The organism is Acinetobacter sp. Tol 5 (assembly GCF_019702905.1).
GTDB lineage: Bacteria > Pseudomonadota > Gammaproteobacteria > Pseudomonadales > Moraxellaceae > Acinetobacter > Acinetobacter bereziniae.
On the sequence record NZ_AP024708.1, the window covers coordinates 1,409,667 to 1,429,546 of the forward strand.

The window sequence follows — 19,880 nt, forward strand, 5'->3', positions numbered from 1 at the left end:
CAGTTTAACTCACAAGTAAGGAATTCAATTTTTTGATTTAAGCTAAGCCAAGATCAAGGACAAGTTGACGGTTCGGTTCAGTGTGGTTCATTGTATAGAAGTGCAAACTCGGTGCACCACCTGCAATGAGGCGTTCACACAGCTTAATCACAACCTCATGACCAAAGGCTTTAATGCTGGCAGAGTCATCACCATAAGTGGCAAGTTGCTTACGAATCCATCGTGGGATTTCAGCACCCGTACCATCAGCAAAGCGAATTAAATTACTGGCATTGGTAATTGGCATAATGCCTGGTGCAACAGGAATATCAATTCCTGCTTTTTGGATACGATCTACAAAATAGAAATAGGCATCTGGATTAAAGAAAAATTGAGTAATGGCTGCATTTGCTCCAGCATTTACTTTTTCAATAAAGTGTTGAATATCTGCATCATAGCTTTCCGCTTGAGGATGCATTTCTGGGTATGCTGCGACTTCAATTTTAAAGTGGTCACCCGTATGTTCACGAATAAAACGAACCAAATCGGTCGCATAAGGGAGTTCACCTAGCCCAACTTGACCTGATGGTAAATCACCACGTAATGCAACGATACGATCAATACCCTGTGCCTTATAAATATCTAATAATTCAGCAATGCGTGCCTTATCATCGCCAATACATGAAAGATGTGGGGCAACAGGTGTACCTTTACCATTAAAATCATTAATTGCGGCTAAAGTACGTTCACGGGTAGAACCACCAGCACCATAAGTAATCGAAAAAAACTCTGGATTGAATTGTTGCAATTCTTGATGAACGATTTTAAGTTTTTCCGCACCTGCGTCGGTTTTGGTTGGGAAAAACTCAAACGAAATGGGAATACGTTTGCTCATGATTAAATCCTTTTTTATAAATGCTTTTTAATATCTTTCACTTTTACCCAATCCTCTCCCTAAAGAGAGGATATCCACTTTCAATATATAAACTTTAAAAGTGTAGGGTAGATAGGATGAAAACTTAGTATTTATAAGCTTCAGATTTAAACGGACCCTCAACTTGCACACCTAAGTAGTCTGCTTGTTCTTGAGTCAATTGTGTCAATACACCACCAAAACCAGCAACCATTGCAGCAGCAACTTCTTCATCCAGTTTTTTAGGAATTAATTCAACACGTATTTTTGCTGCTTTTTGATCTTCTGGAAGATCTGCAAATTTTTCAGCAAATAGATGCATTTGACCTAATACTTGGTTGGCAAAAGAACCATCCATTACACGAGAAGGGTGACCTGTTGCATTGCCTAAGTTAACCAAACGTCCTTCAGATAAAAGGATCAAATAATCGTTTTCATTTTCTGTACGATAAACTTGGTGTACTTGTGGTTTAACTTCAACCCATTTGTAGCCACGTAAATAGTTGGTATCAATTTCAGTATCGAAGTGACCGATGTTACACACCACTGATCCTGCTTTTAACGTATCCAACATTGCTGAGTCACACACGTGGTAGTTACCCGTTGTGGTCACAATGAGGTCAGTATTTTGAAGAAGGTCTAAGTTAATATCTTCTTTCTTGCCTGTTTGAACACCATTTTTGTATGGAGAAACGACTTCATAACCGTCCATACATGCTTGCATTGCACAGATTGGGTCAATTTCAGTTACGCGAACAATCATGCCTTCTTGACGAAGAGATTGAGCAGAACCTTTACCTACATCACCATAACCGATCACCAATGCACGACGTCCAGATAAAAGCATATCTGTACCACGTTTGATGGCATCATTCAGAGAATGGCGGCAACCGTATTTATTGTCATTTTTAGACTTGGTAATCGAGTCATTGACATTGATTGCTGGAACTTTCAATGTTCCATCACGGAACATTTCATGTAGACGTTGTACGCCTGTAGTTGTTTCTTCAGTGATACCATGAATTTTAGCGATGAGTTCAGGATATTTTTCATGAACAACAGCAGTTAAATCACCGCCATCATCTAAAATCATGTTGGCATCCCAAGGTTTGCCATTTACATTGATTTGCTGTTCAAGACACCACATGTATTCTTCTTCAGTCTCACCTTTCCAAGCAAATACTGGAATACCAGAAGCTGCAATAGCCGCAGCAGCATGATCTTGAGTCGAGAAGATGTTACATGAAGTCCAACGTACTTCTGCGCCAAGTTCAACCAATGTTTCAATCAAAACAGCGGTTTGAATGGTCATATGGATACAACCAAGAATTTTTGCACCAGCAAGTGGTTTTGCTGCTGAGTAACGCTTACGTAAACCCATCAATGCTGGCATTTCTGCTTCAGCAAGTTTGATTTCTTTACGACCGTAATCGGCTAGGGAAATATCAGCAACTTTATAATCTGTAAATGAAGCATTAACCGCGTTCATCACGATCTCCTTTATAAATAACAAATATTGATCATTCAGTTCGCGGATGCCGTTGTTGACCAGCACGAATGTCTGACCGAATCGTCGAGCCTAGCGATTTCACATTTATGTGCCTGTGAAAAAGTCGCAGCATCCCTCGACTGGCGACTATTGTACCTAGATTTTATTAGAGTTCAAATGTAGTTGGTTAATATTCAACTAAAAGATAAAATTAGTTTTTGGGCAAAATCTGTATGAAAAATAGTTCAGTATCAATAAAGCGATCAACATCATAATAAAGGCAAATAATGCATTTACATCAAATCAAACAATATTTAGGCGTTATATTTGTAGCTGTATTTGTGATTTTTGGCATATTTTTCTATTTTATTGCAGATGAAAATATTCACATTTTTCTCTATGTGTTCTTGTTCTATATCATTTTCTCTGTATTTCTAGGGCGCAAATTTTCTCTTTCCAAGCACAGCCATGTGCATGCTTTGGTGTTGATCTGTAGCTATTTTATTTTGCAGTGTGTTTATACCGCTTCACCACGTATACAATTTGAAGAATTTAAACTCTGGCATCCGACTTGGGAAAAAGTACAACACGTTCGTATCATTGATTACTCTGCTGAACAGTATCGAATCGGGCGCAGTACCAGTTTTGCTTATATGAATGTGATCTATGAGTATCGTTATCAACAAAAGATGTATACAGTCGAACAACCTGATATTGCTCGGCAGTATTATCTGTGGGTTACAGATCAATCTGATACTTTAAAGCAATCTTCACAGCAAAAGTTTGAACATTCAATAAACAAGCGTGAATTTGAGGTTTGGGTTAACCCAGCACAACCCCAAGACGCTTTTTTATTTTATTCTCAGAGGTGGTTTGATTTAAGAGGATCGTGGCTCGCTAAAATCTTTTTTATTGCCCAGTATTTTTTGGTTTTTGCCGTGGCTATTGCCGGTTCGATGTATGTAGTAGGACGATTAAGAAAGCATTTGTCAGGTTTTAGCCAAGCACTGAATCGTCAACCCGCTTGGTTGAGATATGTGCTGATCAGTGTGATATTTATTGTAAGTGTGATGACGTTACTTTTTCTTTGGATTGGTTTTATGGTTTTAAAAAGTCAGTATTGGGGCTGAAAAAATGATAGATATCGTTAAAATTATTGATTTACATACTTTTGCACTCAAACAAGCGATTGAACAAGCCTCAATTGAACAACGTAAAAGTTTGGTCAAAGCCCTTTTTAGTTTTTATGAGAAATTACCTCATTTTTATGTTTCTATTGAAAAAAATTATCAAATTACCATCAATAAATCCCAACTATTTAATGATATTGATCATGAGCTTTTGATTCACTATCAACAAAAGATTCAGCGCTCTAATGCGGCAATTGATGAATATGTAGATGATTATGAGGAACTGGATGAAATTGAAGTGATTTGTTTAGATGCTTTTGCAATGATGGTTTCAAAACAAGATAAATCTCAAGCATTGGTGGCTTTATTAAGTGGGGTCATCGAGCTACTAGACTACTATCAAAACTTTTCAGATCAACCTAAGTATTGGAACGCCATATTAGAAAAAGAAGTCCTTTTTCAAGAACAGATCATGAATGATATTTCGACTCACATTACTTTTGATGTCGATATTTACGCTCATCGTTATCAAAATATTGAATTTCCTGATTTGGATGGAATTTAATATTGTGATAAACAGAAATAGAATTATTCGTCAAAGTGGGTAGAACTGAGTGCTTAGATAGGGCAGATTATTTGTTTATAAACGATCCTTAATAGTTTTTTTTCATAAATAAAAAAATGATCATGTTGAACGAATCATATTAATATTGAAAGTTCGTTCTCCCAAAGGGATAAAACAAGGATGGGGAAGATTTTGTGTTGAATTATAATTTTTAAAATGCCTGATGCAAGAAACCTAATGTCGATATGAATAAAGATTAGTATTTTTAATGTAAATATGGGTTTAAAATTTATATATATTTTCTCCTATTTTATGAATATATTTTTTAACTTTTGATGTTTAAGTTTTTATAATTAATGACAAATATGCTGGTAATAAATGTATAAATTTATTTTATTAAGTGTGAGATGGTTTTATTTATAATAATTTTTTTATTTTAACTATATTGAGTGATCTTTTATAGTGGAGGTTTTATTTGTCAATACAACCTAGGTCTAATATTATATTTTTTATATCCAATTAAATTGGAGCTGATTGTCTATTAAATGATCTTTATAGGTGAAATTCAATAATTATAATTTTATTGAGGCGCCAGATTTATGGGAATCGAATGGTCAATCTGAAAATATAATTTTCCAAAAGGACGGTGATAATAATGGATATTAGTGCAACAAAAATATTGGGACAGTTGAATATACCTGTCAATCCGAAAACTCAAGCAGAATTAGAACAAAGATGGCAAGGAATAAAAGCGCTAAAAAAAACGGTTCAGACTCAAACTAAAAATGACCATGATATTTGTGTCACAAATACAGCTGGAGGCGATCATGTTAAATAAAGACCTCTTAAACCTTTCAGTTGTCGAGTTGGGTAAACGCATTCAAGACCGTAGTGTAAGTTCAGTAGATTTAACTCAACTCGTATTGAAACATGCTCAAGATTACAATGCAGAAATCAATGCATATATTTCATTTCGCGCAGATAAAGCCTTAGCAGAGGCTGCTCAAGCAGATGTAGAGATTGCGCAAGGAAACTATAAGGGCATATTCCACGGTATTCCAATGGGGATTAAGGACAATATTTATATTGGTGGTGAAGTGACCACTATGGCTTCTAAGATACATGCCAATTTCATTTCTAGTGATGATGCAACTGTGATTTCCAAACTCAAGGCTGCGGGCGCAATCATTATCGGTAAGTTAAATATGCATGAGTATGCATGGGGCATTACCAATAACAGTCCACATTTCGGTCCGTGCCGTAATCCATGGAATCTTGATAAGATTCCTGGAGGGTCAAGCGGTGGTTCAGGTGCAGCTGTTGCTTCAGGAATGTCGACCATTACATTAGGAACTGACACAGCAGGTTCAATTCGTATCCCATCTTCAGCATGTGGCTTAGTTGGGTTAAAACCAACTCATGGTTTAGTTGCAAAGTATGGTTGTTTTCCATTGGCATGGACTTTAGATCATATTGGACCAATGGCTAAAACTGTTGCAGACGCTGCTGCTATGTTAAAAGTAATAGCAGGATTTGATGAGCGAGATCCGACCTCTAAACACGTTGAAATTCCAGATTATATTGCCTTGCTCAATAGTGATGTCAAAGGTAAAGTCATTGGTATTAACGAAGACTATTTCTTTCATCAAGTCGATGCGCCGATTGAAAAATTAGTTCGTGAACAAATTGCTCAGCTTGAGCAGCGTGGTGCTATCATTAAGAAGGTCACAATCCCAGCATTGAAAAATGCTGAATATGTAGAATTAGTGACGAGTCTGTCAGAAGCCGCTACGATTCACCATGATGATTTACAGCAGCGTCCAAATGATTTTGGTGATGATATTCGTCTATTATTTGAATTGGGTGAGTTGCCAACGGCAGTAGAATATTTACAAGCTCAACAATTAAGAAGGGAACTAAAACAACAGTTTGCCCAAGCCTTCAAAGAAATTGATGTTTTGATTGCACCAACATTACCTATTTTGCCACCTGATATAGGCAGTTCAGTTGCAAAACTTAATGGTGAGCGTGTCGATCTATTAAATCATATTATTCGTTTTACGGGTCCGAGTAATTTAACAGGTTTACCTGCCTTAACTATCCCATGTGGTTTAATTGATGGGCAACCAGTAGGATTGCAAATCATAGGTCCTGCTTTTCAAGAACCAAAGGTATTTAATATCGCCTTAGCTATTGAAGAACAGGTAAAGTTTAATTATCAACAGCCAGTTTTAGACCGCATTTAAATCTTTTAACGTTTAAGTGCTAAGACAGGATGATAGAAATATGAGTCAAGGCTTGTATTTCTATTGGTTAAAATCATCATGCTGAGTTCAATTTTTGCAATGATACCCGTATTTGCCAATGATTCAACAGGTTATGTGAGGACAGGTGGAATTGAATACCTTAAAAATAAAAATATTGCGGTGTACAGTGAAGATTTATGGATCAGTAAGAAGTTAATTAAAGAAACTCAGCATCAAGCCTATATTATTAGGCTTGATGCACTGCTTTATTTTTCAGTATCTTCAATCGTTTTGACTTTATCTGCCCAGAAGTCTGCTTTTTCATCATCAATATCAACACCTAAGCCATGCTCATAAACACAGACCAAATCACGCATGGCTTGAATTTCACCTAATTTCGCGGATTGTTCTAGCAGTTCCACAGATTTAAGTAGATCTTTTTCAACCACATCACCACGACGATAAAAAATAGACAATTCTAATAATGCAGCAGGGTGTTGATGTTTTGCGGCTTGTTCTAACCAGCGATGTGCATGTTCGAAGTAGGTTTTGGATTCATCTGGATCTTCTTCTAAAATTTCTTTTGCATAATAAGTATAGCCTTCACCTAACCAGTACATGGCTTCTACATGTCCTAATTGTGCTGCTTTCAATGCCCATTCTTCGGCGAGTTGATTGTTATCTTCATCCTCACTTTGCATGTAAATTTCAGCAAGTTCAAATTGTGCAGCAGGATTTCCCATCGCAGCACGATTTAACAATTCTGAAGGGATTGAAAGTGGTTTAGACATAAAAATACCAATGTAAAGACAAAAGAGTTTTAATAAAAAAGCCAATCTAAGATTGGCTTAAGAGTATAACTGATTTTGACCAAACAATTTAGACCAGTAGGATGATACCTGTGATACAACTCACAATGAGGCAGATGATTGCTACAGTTTTTATTTTAGCGCTGTAATAGCTCAACAATGATCCTACGAATAATGCTGAAAAAGTGAGTATACCCACCCATAGGCTCAGCATACTACTCGGTTTTCCTGACATTAAGCAGATGATTAAAGAGATGAACAATAAGCCCCAACCTGATAGTGTCGCAAATAGGGTTGGTTTTTTTGCTAATTCATGACCATAAATTTGTTTTTGATGCTTTGACATAGCGCTGGCAAGTGCAATCATCGCTAAACTGAATATAGACCAAATCAATAAGAAGAAAATCATACAGCGATCTCCTTGGTTGCTGGTACATTTTTAGCTTTTTTGACTGGAAGCCCTTTATGTTTTTTGACTTTATAAAATGACAAGAAAAACAAAATTGCGATCGCCCATGTCATTAAATCAAAAGATGCAATCATCCATTGACCATTGGCAATACTGTTCCAAAGTGCTTGACCGCCTGTCATAAAATTAATGAGTGGTAACAGGGCATAGGTAACTGTTGCCAGCATTAAAAGTTCTAACCAAGCCTGACGATGTGGTCGGATTGCGGCATAAATTAAAGTTGCAAGCCATGCGATAAAGAAGGCACGAATTTCCCAGTTTAGACGTGCTTCTACTTCAAAAGGGATAAAACGATTGGCATAGAAATAAGCTGCACAAGCAATCGGTAATCCAATCACTGCAGCAATATTCATGACCTCTACAAAGCGATAGCCAAAAGATTTATAACCTTGTTTTTGCTGTTGAGGTGCTCTTTTTACACACCACAAGATCAAGCCCGTAGCCACCATTAAAGTGCCCAGAACACCAGAAAAGAACAATAACCAGCGGAAAGTCAAATCTAGTCCACGTGCTTCATGTAAGACAGTCACAACGTTGTAGATACCCATTGGAACAGAAGTATTTCTGGCTTGTAGATCATCAGAGATGTTTTTCCCCGTAACACCATCAAACTTTAAAACAGGATATACACCACGTTGTATTACACTTTTTGCATAAAGTGCTCGAAGTTCAATACTTGCATTGGTGGTGTTTGGTGCAATGATCTGAATTGACGCAATTGGATTGTCTTTCCACTGGATTTGTGCATTTGCAATAATTGGTGCTAAATCAGTGAGTGCTGCGGGCTGTCCAGCTTCTTGTTGATGTTTAGCACGTCTTTCACCACGTGAACGTTGTTCATTGCCCGCAGTTTGTTGAGCTTGACCAGTTTGCCCCTGAGCTGTGTTTGCAGTTCCGTTACGATTTTCTGTTGTTCGATTACGTGTATTATTCTGTTGAACACCACCACGCATTTCCTGAAAAAACTCTTGTCGATCTTCATAAACTTGGTTGATCCCCCAAGGCATAAACATAAACATGAGCAGTAACAGACCACTAAATGTGATCATGATATGAAAAGGGAGTGCAAAAACCGCTGTAGCATTATGTGCATCTAACCAAGAGCGTTGTCCTTTCCCAGAACGGAAAGTAAAGAAATCTTTAAAGATTTTTTTATGTGTAATGATGCCACTGATGATCGCAACAAACATTAACATGGTTGCTAGACCGACCAACCAGCGCGCCCAAATCCGATCTACGCCATAGAGTTCAAAGTGAAAGCGATAGAGAAAACCACCACCCCGAGTGTCTCGTGCTTCGATAACTTGACCGGTTGCACTGTCAATAGTAATGCGCTCACCACCACGGCGGGCTTGTAAATCTTCACCTTGTTTGCGGATGTTTAACTCAGTGGTGGTTTGTCTCGAATTTGGTAATTGGATGGTCCAACTGCCTGCATCGGGATAATTCTTCTGTAAATAATTTAAAGCAACTTGAGTTTGTTGTAATTGCGATGAGCTTGGAACAGATTGGTGAGTTTCAGGTTTCATCCAAACAGAAATTTCTGACTGAAAAAAGCTCAATGTTCCTGTTAAAAAAATCGCATAGAGTAACCAACCCAAAATTAGACTTGCCCATGTATGTAGCCAAGACATCGATTGGCGTGGACCTTCAACTTTTGCATCTACACGCATGTTAGTTCCCCATCATTTTTAAAATGATCAATAAAATGATGCATGGAACAACGATCCCTAAACTGGCTTTGAAGGTTTTGTTGACCATAAATACCCAAATGAAAGCAGCACAATGAATACAGAAAGCAAGCAGGGTAGATGCCATCGCAGCTGAGGCTCGATAATCTGCAAAAGTTTTGGCGATCACCATAGCGGACAAAGAGGCAAGTAAATAGCCACCTAAAATTGCTAAAGCAAATCGATAAAAAATCATGAAGCGGTATTTTAATAGGGAGGGTGTGGATTTAGCTCGTGCAGAGACAGTCGGAGTTGAAACTGATGCACTCAGCGCATCGAGTTCAGTCTGGCTATTCATAGGCAATCAAATCAATAAAGGTTAAAAATTAAGTAAATAATAACAATTATCATTTACTTTTTAAACATAAAAGTTAAATTTCATTCAAATAAAGCAGTGGATTTATTTTAAATTTTATGAATTGATCGTATATAAACCGCTCAGACCTGTTGAAAAAAATGTGTAAATTGATCGATCTAGCGAGCTTAGCCTTGATTTGAATTTTAAAGATATCTTAGCTAACACAAACCACACAGCGTATTTTTACTTTTATTTATATCTTGTATTGATCTTAATAAAAATATGGAAATAAAAATGTTTATTCATGCTGATGATGCCAAACAGCTGGCAGCAAACTCAAATCTCAATATTGAATTATACAAGATTCGCCTTGCTCAAATGATTGAAGAAAATGCAAAGCAGGGCAATACCGCAGTATTTACAGTTTTACCCAAGCATTTAGCCTTAGAAGATATACGAGCACTCTCTTCCGAGTTGACACAATTGGGTTATCACATTCGTTTTGAAGTCGATGAGTTTTTTTATACGTTCAATGTGTTTTGGAACTAATGATTCAATCGTAGATATATCTTGTAAATATCGACGATTGATCAAAAGCAAAGCTCTATAAAACTAAGACTGCTGGCTTTGATATTCGTTGATGACTTCAAGTGCAGCTCGAAAAGCTTCTTGAGTTGTTGGTGCGCCACAGTAAGGAAGGCTGTGTAATAGAACTTCCTGTATTTCTTCTACGCTTGCACCATTGTTTAAAGCACCACGAATATGACCTTTAAGTTCAGTTGGACTTTTTTGCGCGACCAAAAATGCGATGGTGATCAATGAGCGATATTTACGAGGCAATACACCTTCACGCTGCCAAGTTGAACCCCATGCGTGCTCATTAATCCAGTCTTGCAATGGTTCAGTAAATGACACGGTGTTGTCTTGAGCACGTTTGACAAAACTTTCACCCATCACTTCTGTACGGACTTTTAAACCATTCTCATAATCTTGTTTAGACATCATCGTTTTTCCTGTGCTGTTGTATTTTTGACACTATACTGAAATAGTTTAATGCCCCCATTGGCAATAGGTCTAAGAAAAAGCAGTGAAGGTGATTCACTGCTTTTGATAAAAGTTTATAGCATTGAGAATAGTGTATTCCCAAATATTTCTATGTTTGATGAAGATGGGGATTATCTAGTTCCAATACGCGTTCCAGTTTTTCGTCAAAAATATCGGTGAGCATACTGTCATAGCGTAACGCATTGTATTCCGCCAACTTATTTGCAAGATCTTGCTGAATTGCCCCACGACTGACTGCATCAGCCAAACGTTCCTCAAATGTAAGACCTTGATATTCACCTTTAGATTCCGCCTTTTTAAAGTGATTCCACTCATTTTCTACTGTTGTCAGTAGATTAAAGGTTGCTTCCATTCGACCAAAGGCATCCTGAGGATTAACCGAATAATAGACTTGAGTTTTTAGATAATCACGGAATGGATTGTTCTGCATGATCAATTCAGCAGCTTCACTCTTTTGACGATCACTCGGTTTTTTGAGCGGTCTACCGAATGGGAAGCAAACAAACTTCACCAGACCTGAGGCGATTGGAATCGGGAAATTATCAAACAAGCCGAAAAATGCTTCTTGTGCCAGATAAAGCGTTTCATCTAAAGCAAGTTGGGCATGTAATTGTTCGGCTTCACTTCTTTGACCATGTTCATAAAATTTGAGAATCGCCGTTGCAATGAACATATGTGAATGAATATCGGCTAATCGCCCTGAAAGCATTTCTTTACGTTTAATATCTCCAGCTAAAAGCCCTAAGCACATATCCGCAGTCAGTGCAAAGTCAGCACTGAAGCGATTGATGATTTTGTAATAAGGTTGAGTAAACTTGTCTGCGGAATCTGGTCGATGCTGGCTTGAACCAAACCAACCATATGTAAATGCTCGGGCAGCTCGGTTCAAGGTATAACCTAAATGCTGGTAGAGCATGGTATTAAAGGTTTCGAGAGCCGCATTTTTATCCTCAGCTTGTAAAAGTTGTAGCTCTTCAAACAAATAGGGGTGACAGCGCATAGAACCTTGCCCAAAGATCATGAGGGAGCGACTTAAAATATTTGCACCCTCGACCGTAATTGAAATCGGAATGGCTTGATACATGTTGGCAAGGAAGTTGCGTGGACCTTGTTGAATACCACGACCGCCTGTAATGTCCATACCATGATTGACCAGTTTACGCATGGTCTCAGTTGCATAGTATTTTGCCATTGCTGTCATCACAGCAGGCTTACCTCCTTGATTAAGCCCACAGGTGACTAAATAACGGAAAGCTTCAAGTTTATAAGTACCACTGACGATTTCACTGCTAACTTCTTGTACCCCTTCAAACTGACCTACCGAAAGCTTGAATTGTTGACGAATTTTTGCAAATGCACCGACAGATAAATAGGTCATTTCACTGGCTGCGGTTGACAGGGCAGGCAGTGAAATTCCACGTCCGACGGCAAGACATTCCATCAACATACGCCAACCTTTACCTGCATTTTCAGCACCACCAATGATCCAGTCGATTGGAATAAAAACATCTCGTCCCTCAACCGTACCATTCATAAAGGGTGAACCGCCCGGATGGTGGCGAGGTCCTACAATAACGCCTTCATGAGATGCAGGAATAAGCGCACAAGTGATGCCATATTCAGTTTTGCTTTTATCCCCCAATAGCCCTTCGGGATCATAAAGTTTAAAGGCTAAACCGACTACAGTGGCAACTGGTGCTAAGGTAATCCAGCGTTTGGAGAAATTCATCTTTAAACCGAGGGTTTGTTGTCCTTCAAAATCGCCATAACATACAACGCCTGTATCTGGAATTGCCCCAGCATCAGAACCAGCTTCTGGACTGGTCAAACCAAAGCATGGAATTTCTTCACCTTTGGCTAAGCCAGGAAGATAACGATTTTTTTGTTCGTCAGTTCCGTAGTTGAGCAATAACTCACCAGGTCCCAATGAATTTGGCACCATACACGTCACTGCCGCAGTCAATGAGCGAGATGCAATCTTGCTCATAATTCGGCTTTGAGCAAATGAAGTGAATTCACGTCCACCATATTCTTTGGGGATGATCAGTCCAAAAAAGCCTTTTTCTTTAATGAATTGCCAAGTTTGTTCATTTAAGTCTTTATTTTGATGGATTTCCCACTCATTCAATAATTGACACAGTTGTTCAACTTCGTTATCTAAAAATGATTGCTCTTCTTTTGAAAGTGTCGGATAAGGGTAATCATTGAATTTTTCCCAATCGGGTGCACCCATAAACAATTCTTTTTCCCACCAACTGGTACCTGCATCAAGCGCTTCACGTTCAGTGGTGCTCATACTTGGCATCGCATTGGCAAGCGTATTGTAGGCAGGCTTGGTCAATACTTGCATCCGCAGAGGTTCTATGACTAACACCAGACTGATCAGAATCAGTGGAAGACCAATGATCAGAGACCATGGGCTGATCAATGCAGCTAAGATTGAAACCACTATGGTGATCACAGCCCCTATGTTTCGAGACAGCGCGAAAAAGAAAATAGCCCAAAGTGTGATAATTTGAATAAGTATCGCAATGAGTAACAGCATAAACATATTACCTCTAGAGTTTTAATATTAGTTTTGAGAAATACGAAGACCTGATGACATTAGATTTATTCTTTCATTAAAAAATAAGGTGAAAAAATAAACATATTATTTATTAATAACGATTTTTTATCTAAACATTAAGGTAAAAGTATTGTTGTTTTGTGAGTATAAGTTAATCAATCTTGGTCACGATCTTACTCAAAGTCCATATAAGTGTGATAAGCAGAGTTTATTGGGTATTTATTCTATGAATACTTTTCAATTTTTTAGCAGCCTCAGTTTTGAACTGATTGAACGCAATCCAGCGTGGATCCTATATTTATTTTAAAAAATGAATCTGCTGATGTTATAAATTTGTGTTAATTTCCAGAATATTGATGATTTTTATTAAAAATGCTTATTTTTTGTGCAAATATTCGCTTTGATGCAATATTTGTGATGTACCATTTTTTTTCGAAATGTCGTTATCACAGATCTTGCGTTGACTCTCATAGCATGAAGGCTGATACTCTCAGGGTTAATTTTAAGCAAATCGGTTCGTAGGAGTCGGGTCACAAGCTCGGTTCTCAAAAACACAATCAACAGCAAGGGGCTATATATGGCTGGTGGAAAGTCAACAATCATTTACACACTGACTGACGAGGCGCCACTATTGGCGACTTATTCGCTACTGCCGATCATTGAGACCTTTACTAAGCCAGCTGGCGTAGAGATTGTCAAAACTGATATCTCTGTAGCTGCACGTGTCCTCGCTGAATTCGCGGACTATTTAAGCGATGAACAGAAGGTATCTGACAACCTTGCACAGTTAGGTCGTCTTACTCAAGATCCAGACACTAATATTATCAAACTCCCGAACATCAGTGCTTCTGTTGCTCAGTTAACAGCTTGCATTAAGGAACTTCAGTCTAAGGGTTATGCAATCCCTGATTATCCTGAAAATCCGACTACTGAAGAAGAAAAAGTAATCAAGACCCGTTATAGCAAATGTCTTGGTTCAGCAGTAAACCCAGTATTGCGTGAAGGTAACTCTGACCGCCGTGCGCCTGCTGCTGTTAAAAACTATGCGAAAAAACACCCCCACTCTATGGGTGAGTGGAAACAGTGGTCGCAAACTCATGTTTCTCACATGGATGAAGGTGATTTCTACCACGGTGAAAAGTCAATGACACTTGACCGTGCACGCAATGTGAAAATGGAATTAATTACAACAACAGGCGAAACCATTGTACTTAAGCCAAAAGTTGCACTTCAAGATGGTGAAGTGATTGATTCAATGTTCATGAGCAAGAAAGCACTGTGTGATTTCTATGAAAAAGAACTTGAAGATTGCCGTGAAGCAGGGATTTTGTTCTCTTTACACGTAAAAGCAACCATGATGAAAGTTTCACATCCGATCGTATTCGGTCACTGTGTGAAAATTTATTACAAAGATGCTTTTGAAAAACACGGTAAATTGTTTGATGAGCTCGGCATCAACGTGAATAACGGTATGGCGGGTCTATACGAAAAAATCGCGACTTTACCAACATCTCTACGTGAAGAAATCATTGAAGATCTTCATGCTTGCCAAGAACACCGTCCTGCATTAGCTATGGTTGATTCTGCAAAGGGCATCACAAACTTCCATTCACCAAATGATGTCATTGTTGATGCGTCAATGCCTGCCATGATCCGTGGTGGTGGTAAAATGTGGGGTGCTGATGGCAAACCTTATGACTGTAAAGCAGTAATGCCTGAATCTACTTTTGCCCGTATTTACCAAGAAATGATTAATTTCTGCAAATGGAATGGTAATTTTGACCCACGTACGATGGGTACTGTGCCAAACGTAGGTTTGATGGCGCAAAAAGCTGAAGAATACGGTTCTCATGACAAAACTTTTGAAGTTTCAGCTGCTGGTGTTGCAAACATCACTGACCTAGAAACTGGTGAAGTTTTGATGTCACAAAATGTTGAGGAAGGCGACATCTGGCGTATGTGTCAGGTGAAAGATGCACCAATTCGTGACTGGGTAAAACTTGCTGTAACTCGTGCGCGTAACTCTGGCATGCCTGCAATTTTCTGGCTTGACCCATACCGTCCACATGAAAACGAATTGATCAAGAAAGTACAAAAATACTTGAAAGAGCATGATACAACGGGTCTTGATATTCAAATCATGTCTCAAGTTCGTGCGATGCGTTATACACTTGAGCGTGTTGCACGTGGTCTAGATACAATTTCTGTAACCGGTAACATCTTACGTGATTACCTCACAGACTTATTCCCAATTATGGAATTGGGTACTTCTGCGAAAATGTTGTCTATCGTTCCGTTAATGGCGGGTGGTGGTATGTACGAAACAGGTGCGGGTGGTTCAGCGCCTAAACACGTACAACAACTTGTGGAAGAAAACCATTTGCGTTGGGATTCTCTTGGTGAGTTCTTGGCATTGGCTGTTTCTTTAGAAGAAATGGGTATTAAAGAAGACAATGCACGTGCAAAACTACTTGCCAAGACTTTAGACCAAGCGACTGGCAAGTTGCTCGACAATGACAAATCACCTTCACGTCGTACAGGTGAGTTGGATAACCGTGGTAGCCATTTCTATCTTGCGAAGTTCTGGGCTGAAGCTTTGACTGAACAAGAAGAAGATGCAGAATTAAAAGCAAAATTTGCACCTCTTGCACAAGCGTTAGCGGACAATGAGGAAAAAATCATTGCTGAACTTGCAGCAGTTCAAGGTAAACCAGCAGATATTGGCGGCTACTATGCTGTAGACACAGCCAAAGTTGAAGCTGTAATGCGCCCAAGTGCTACACTGAATGCAGTGCTAGAAAAAATCTAGTAAACCAATCAATTGATAGATAAAAAATCGGTGCTTAGGCACCGATTTTTTATCATACAAATCAAGCAATCTTAATTTTTACACCGTTAATAAGATCACTGTAAAACTGCTTGATATCACTTTTGATTTTTTGATTAATTCCAGGCCATTCTATAAATTCATAATATGATTTGTAATCTAAATTGATTTGTTCTTTTATATGGAATATTGCCTCAGAATTTTTTTCCAATAATGAGTTTACACAGATTAAAACTCTCTTATTATTAGAGTATTTAGATAAATAGTTTGATAAATTTGTTTTATCAGTTTCAGATATATTCCCTTCTTTTAATTTTTTTGCAACAATACAATTTATATCAATTATAACCTTATCGATTCTGCTTATATTCTTTAATATCGATTTTTTTTCATTCAAAAAAGTCTCAATTTCTTCATATTTTTTTGAAAGTAATAGTGCATAAGTATAAGAAATGATGTCATTACCTTCGAGTTCTTTATCGGAAGATTTATAACTTTTATCTAATAAATCTAAAGCAATATCATATTTAGAATCTGAGCTCTCAATTTCTGATAAACAAAAATAATAATCTTCAATTTTTAATTTATTTTTATTATCTATGACGAATTCTCTTAATCTGGAATTTATAGTTTCAATGCCAAATGTAGTGAATGTTGATGCAATAATATTCATATATTCTGTACATTCTTTAACTTTAAGTATTTCATCAAGATATTCTTCAAGGTTAGATAAGTTATGATTTTTTGAATAAATATATTTAAATCTATTTAATAAGAATTTTATATTTGTTTTTTTTAACAAATCATCTTCGAAGTTATTAAAGAAATTATTTATACTACGTAAGTCTAAATATTCTTTATTTTTGTGATTAGTAAGATCGATGGTTGTAATCTCTAAATATATTGATGAAATTGTTGCAGTAATTTTTTTTGCTTTCTCGTTATATACATTGTCTTTGATTTGAATTAAATCTTTAATAAAATCATTCATAAGTATTATATCTTTTTTGTCAAGAATATAAGATTTTCGTAGATTTATGGAAGAAATATTATGTTTATTTATTGTTGTTACAGTGTTTATTAGTTTAATTATTTCATTTGATATAAGTTCTTCTTTTTCATTTTTTAATTTTATGTTCCTTTCTTTTGGTAATTCTTTTGAAATTCTAATATTTAAAAGTTTGTATTTTATTTCATAAGCATCATTATCTAAACTTGAATCTAATGATAAGCTTTCATTAATTAGTTTCTCGCATTCATCAAAGTTCAATTTAAGCAGGTTTTCCTCATTTTCAATATTATAAATAAATAAATTGACTAAAATATTTTTAAAAAAATAATTATCATGTATTTTATTGTTAATCTCTAGTAAGAAGTCAACTTTATCTGTCAGGCTATCTATAAAAGATAATTTCCACTGATAAAATTTTGGATTGAATGGGTCTTCAGAAATTAAATTTTCTATGATTTCGATTGCTAAATTATTCTTCTTCATTAACTTATAAATTCTGATTTTCATTGATGTGTAACTTTCTTTTAAATCATCCTCTATTATATTTCGCAGTTCTCTATTGATTTTTTCAAGAGCTTCCTCAAAGTTGCACTTTTTAATCAATCTTTCTACTTCTAATAAATTTTTTAAATTCTCTTGAGAAATACTTGTATTTTTGTTTTCATTTAACTGCCGAATAAGATCAGAAATATCTTGATTATTTCTTGCTGTAGATACTTCTTCAATAAATTCTTTTATCAATATATTATTTTTATTTGAGTCTTCATAGTCTTGAATAAATTTTTTTATGCATTTTTCACGTTTTGAATCACTAGAAGAATCAATTAAGTTTGGTTTTATATTAACATGATGACAAAATTCTGTAAATAATTCATCGAATCCATCAATTTCTACACAATAAACTTTATCACGCCATAAAATTTTTCGAACTTCATGGCTAATTTCATCATCAGCTCTAAAACACCAATAAAGTCCATTTTTTAAATATTCTTCTTGTTGAAGTAAATAATTTAGTACATCTAAAATTGATCTATCTTGACCAGAGTAACCTACAACAATTAATCCATTATCTTTGGTAAATTCAATAAATTTTTCTTTGATATTTTGTTCTAATGATTCGGTTTCTTTAATTGTATTTTTAATATCATCATATAAATAATCACCATGCAATTTGATAATTTTAGGTCTTTTAGAAATAACTGATACACTACCAACAGCCGAATCATGTGCACAAATTAATGGTCTGGTATTCGAAAACTGATAGAATGCCTCATTTATTAAATCATCAAAATTAGTTGTAAATATCGTATTAAAATAATAATTGTTTATAAGTGTAATCAAATGCAAATAACCAATTGATGGTAGTTTTTCATCAACTAAATTTTCAACAAATCTTCTGCGTTGCGAAGGAAGGTCAAACTTTCTTTCGAATAATGAAGAATATTCATTTTGCGGATTATACCAATGGCCTTGTTCACTGATTAGATAATTTACCGCTCTGATTTTTGCTTCTTCTTCATATTTATTATTGTCTAAATTACATAGCCCTTCATAATAGTCACCATGATATTGCTCATATATTTCTTTGCGCCAATTATGAACAAGATGTCCACCGCTACTAATTCCCGAACTAACAGAAGCACCAGCTCCCAAAAAAATACTATAGTTAGGATGAGACACAGGACTTTTCCCAACATAATTTACAAGATCTTTTACTGATCTTTTTTTGTTTTGTAGTTCTTTTTCAACAAGTTCTTTAAATTTCATTGTAGCCATAATATACCCTTTAAATTTATAAATTATTATTTTTTATCATAGCTTTTTAGTTATTGAAATTCTAGCAATAACATTAAATTCTTTTATTATTTATTTTATATTAAAAAGCCCACCAAGGTGAGCTTTAAGCATCATTAAATTTTAACGACCATTACGTCCACGACCACGTGGAGCTTTGGTATTTGGACGTGTAGTTCCATTGGTTTTGCGACGCGGTTTTTCGCTGTCATCCATCTGCCAAATACGTTTGGTTCCAGATTTTTTAGTAGAACCATCTTTGTTCTTACGTACCATCGGTTTTCCGCCTGTACCGCCTGGCTTTTTGACATAAGAACGCGAACGATACGGTTCTTCCGCAGGTACATTTTGGAAATCAGGATAAAGCAATGGTTCGATTTCTTTTGTTTCGCCCGGTTGTAAACCCATCTGAACTAAATCAATTGCACCGATTTTGGTACGAATCAAACGTAAAGTTGGAAAACCAACAGCAGAGGTCATACGACGCACTTGACGATTACGCCCTTCACAAATCGAAATTTCTACCCATGAGGTAGGGATATTGGCACGGAAACGTACGGGTGGATCACGGTCCCACAACCATTCTGGTTGTTCCACTTTAGCGGCTTGAGCGGGTAAGGTTATACCGTCTTTTAACTCAACGCCTTTGCGCAACTGCTCAAGTGCTTCTTCAGTAATATCACCATCGACTTGAACCAAATAGGTCTTAAACTTTTTATTGGTTGGATTGGTAATATACTGATTTAGACCACCATGATCAGTTAAAAAAACTAAACCTTCAGAGTCCATATCAAGACGACCAGCTATACGCAAGCTAGGATCGTCAACGAAGTCAGATATGGTCATATGTGCTTCGTCTTTACGAAATTGGGAGAGGACGTCATAGGGTTTGTTCAGAATGACAATTTTCACTTTAAGCCACTAATATATATAAATAAAATTTTTGGGGTTTGATTTGTTACCCGATTGAATACCCGTTTTGATAAAA

General features: G+C 36.6%; 16 protein-coding genes and 1 pseudogene. 7 read left to right on the forward strand and 10 right to left on the reverse strand.

What is annotated here, in order from left to right; genetic code table 11:
• Positions 1-37: 37 nt before the first annotated feature.
• Both metF and ahcY read right to left on the reverse strand, forming a co-directional pair.
• The gene (gene metF / locus TOL5_RS06530) at positions 38-874 is read right to left on the reverse strand and encodes a methylenetetrahydrofolate reductase [NAD(P)H] (RefSeq protein ID WP_042087640.1); all 837 of its coding nucleotides are present in this window, start codon (positions 872-874) and stop codon (positions 38-40) included.
• Between the two features lie 124 nt (positions 875-998).
• Positions 999-2,381 carry an adenosylhomocysteinase gene (ahcY, locus tag TOL5_RS06535; protein WP_004829204.1) on the reverse strand — a complete coding sequence of 461 codons (1,383 nt, stop codon included), beginning with the start codon at positions 2,379-2,381 and terminating at the stop codon, positions 999-1,001.
• A 287-nt stretch (positions 2,382-2,668) separates the two neighbouring features.
• Here ahcY and TOL5_RS06540 point away from each other — a divergent pair, with 287 nt between their 5' ends.
• The 5 genes and pseudogenes from TOL5_RS06540 to TOL5_RS22405 form a co-directional block, all read left to right on the forward strand.
• On the forward strand, positions 2,669-3,511 hold the full coding sequence (locus tag TOL5_RS06540; RefSeq protein WP_121774749.1) for a hypothetical protein: 843 nt from the start codon (positions 2,669-2,671) through the stop codon (positions 3,509-3,511).
• 4 nt (positions 3,512-3,515) lie between these two features.
• A complete protein-coding gene (locus TOL5_RS06545) occupies positions 3,516-4,076 on the forward strand; it encodes a hypothetical protein (protein WP_121774750.1) in 561 nt (186 codons plus the stop codon).
• 655 nt (positions 4,077-4,731) lie between these two features.
• Positions 4,732-4,914, forward strand: coding sequence for a hypothetical protein (locus tag TOL5_RS06550; RefSeq protein WP_005032729.1), 183 nt, complete (start codon positions 4,732-4,734; stop codon positions 4,912-4,914).
• Positions 4,904-6,322 carry an amidase gene (locus TOL5_RS06555; RefSeq protein WP_121775827.1) on the forward strand — a complete coding sequence of 473 codons (1,419 nt, stop codon included), beginning with the start codon at positions 4,904-4,906 and terminating at the stop codon, positions 6,320-6,322. Before TOL5_RS06550 ends, TOL5_RS06555 begins: the two co-directional genes overlap by 11 nt.
• Positions 6,323-6,400: 78 nt before the next feature.
• Positions 6,401-6,544: pseudogene (locus tag TOL5_RS22405) on the forward strand (DUF4424 family protein); the annotation flags it as partial.
• Positions 6,545-6,588: 44 nt separating this feature from the next.
• Here the strand turns inward: TOL5_RS22405 and TOL5_RS06560 are convergent.
• The 4 genes from TOL5_RS06560 to TOL5_RS06575 form a co-directional block, all read right to left on the reverse strand.
• Positions 6,589-7,113 (reverse strand): tetratricopeptide repeat protein, encoded by a 525-nt coding sequence (locus TOL5_RS06560; protein WP_121775825.1) that lies wholly within the window; start codon positions 7,111-7,113, stop codon positions 6,589-6,591.
• 88 nt (positions 7,114-7,201) lie between these two features.
• Positions 7,202-7,540, reverse strand: coding sequence for a DUF3325 domain-containing protein (locus TOL5_RS06565; RefSeq protein WP_121775824.1), 339 nt, complete (start codon positions 7,538-7,540; stop codon positions 7,202-7,204).
• The gene (locus TOL5_RS06570; RefSeq protein WP_151780874.1) at positions 7,537-9,273 is read right to left on the reverse strand and encodes a PepSY-associated TM helix domain-containing protein; all 1,737 of its coding nucleotides are present in this window, start codon (positions 9,271-9,273) and stop codon (positions 7,537-7,539) included. Before TOL5_RS06570 ends, TOL5_RS06565 begins: the two co-directional genes overlap by 4 nt.
• A gap of 1 nt (position 9,274) precedes the next feature.
• Complete coding sequence (locus tag TOL5_RS06575) at positions 9,275-9,628, reverse strand: hypothetical protein (protein ID WP_042087625.1); 354 nt, start codon at positions 9,626-9,628, stop codon at positions 9,275-9,277.
• A 294-nt stretch (positions 9,629-9,922) separates the two neighbouring features.
• Here TOL5_RS06575 and TOL5_RS06580 point away from each other — a divergent pair, with 294 nt between their 5' ends.
• Complete coding sequence (locus TOL5_RS06580) at positions 9,923-10,177, forward strand: hypothetical protein (protein WP_004829182.1); 255 nt, start codon at positions 9,923-9,925, stop codon at positions 10,175-10,177.
• A gap of 63 nt (positions 10,178-10,240) precedes the next feature.
• Here the strand turns inward: TOL5_RS06580 and TOL5_RS06585 are convergent, their stop codons facing one another.
• Together TOL5_RS06585 and TOL5_RS06590 are read right to left on the reverse strand one after the other, a co-directional pair.
• Positions 10,241-10,630 (reverse strand): carboxymuconolactone decarboxylase family protein, encoded by a 390-nt coding sequence (locus TOL5_RS06585; RefSeq protein WP_035300046.1) that lies wholly within the window; start codon positions 10,628-10,630, stop codon positions 10,241-10,243.
• Between the two features lie 151 nt (positions 10,631-10,781).
• Positions 10,782-13,238: an acyl-CoA dehydrogenase gene (locus TOL5_RS06590; protein ID WP_121775822.1), complete on the reverse strand. Its 2,457-nt coding sequence runs from the start codon at positions 13,236-13,238 to the stop codon at positions 10,782-10,784.
• A gap of 598 nt (positions 13,239-13,836) precedes the next feature.
• On the opposite strand from TOL5_RS06590, the gene TOL5_RS06595 reads away from it, so the two are divergent.
• The gene (locus TOL5_RS06595; protein WP_042087619.1) at positions 13,837-16,068 is read left to right on the forward strand and encodes an NADP-dependent isocitrate dehydrogenase; all 2,232 of its coding nucleotides are present in this window, start codon (positions 13,837-13,839) and stop codon (positions 16,066-16,068) included.
• Between the two features lie 61 nt (positions 16,069-16,129).
• On the opposite strand, the gene TOL5_RS06600 is transcribed toward TOL5_RS06595, so the two are convergent.
• Both TOL5_RS06600 and TOL5_RS06605 read right to left on the reverse strand, forming a co-directional pair.
• Positions 16,130-18,874, reverse strand: a complete 2,745-nt coding sequence (locus TOL5_RS06600; RefSeq protein ID WP_221260683.1) for an SIR2 family protein — start codon at positions 18,872-18,874, stop codon at positions 16,130-16,132.
• A gap of 141 nt (positions 18,875-19,015) precedes the next feature.
• Positions 19,016-19,804 (reverse strand): rRNA large subunit pseudouridine synthase E, encoded by a 789-nt coding sequence (locus TOL5_RS06605; RefSeq protein WP_004829176.1) that lies wholly within the window; start codon positions 19,802-19,804, stop codon positions 19,016-19,018.
• Positions 19,805-19,880 lie beyond the last annotated feature (76 nt).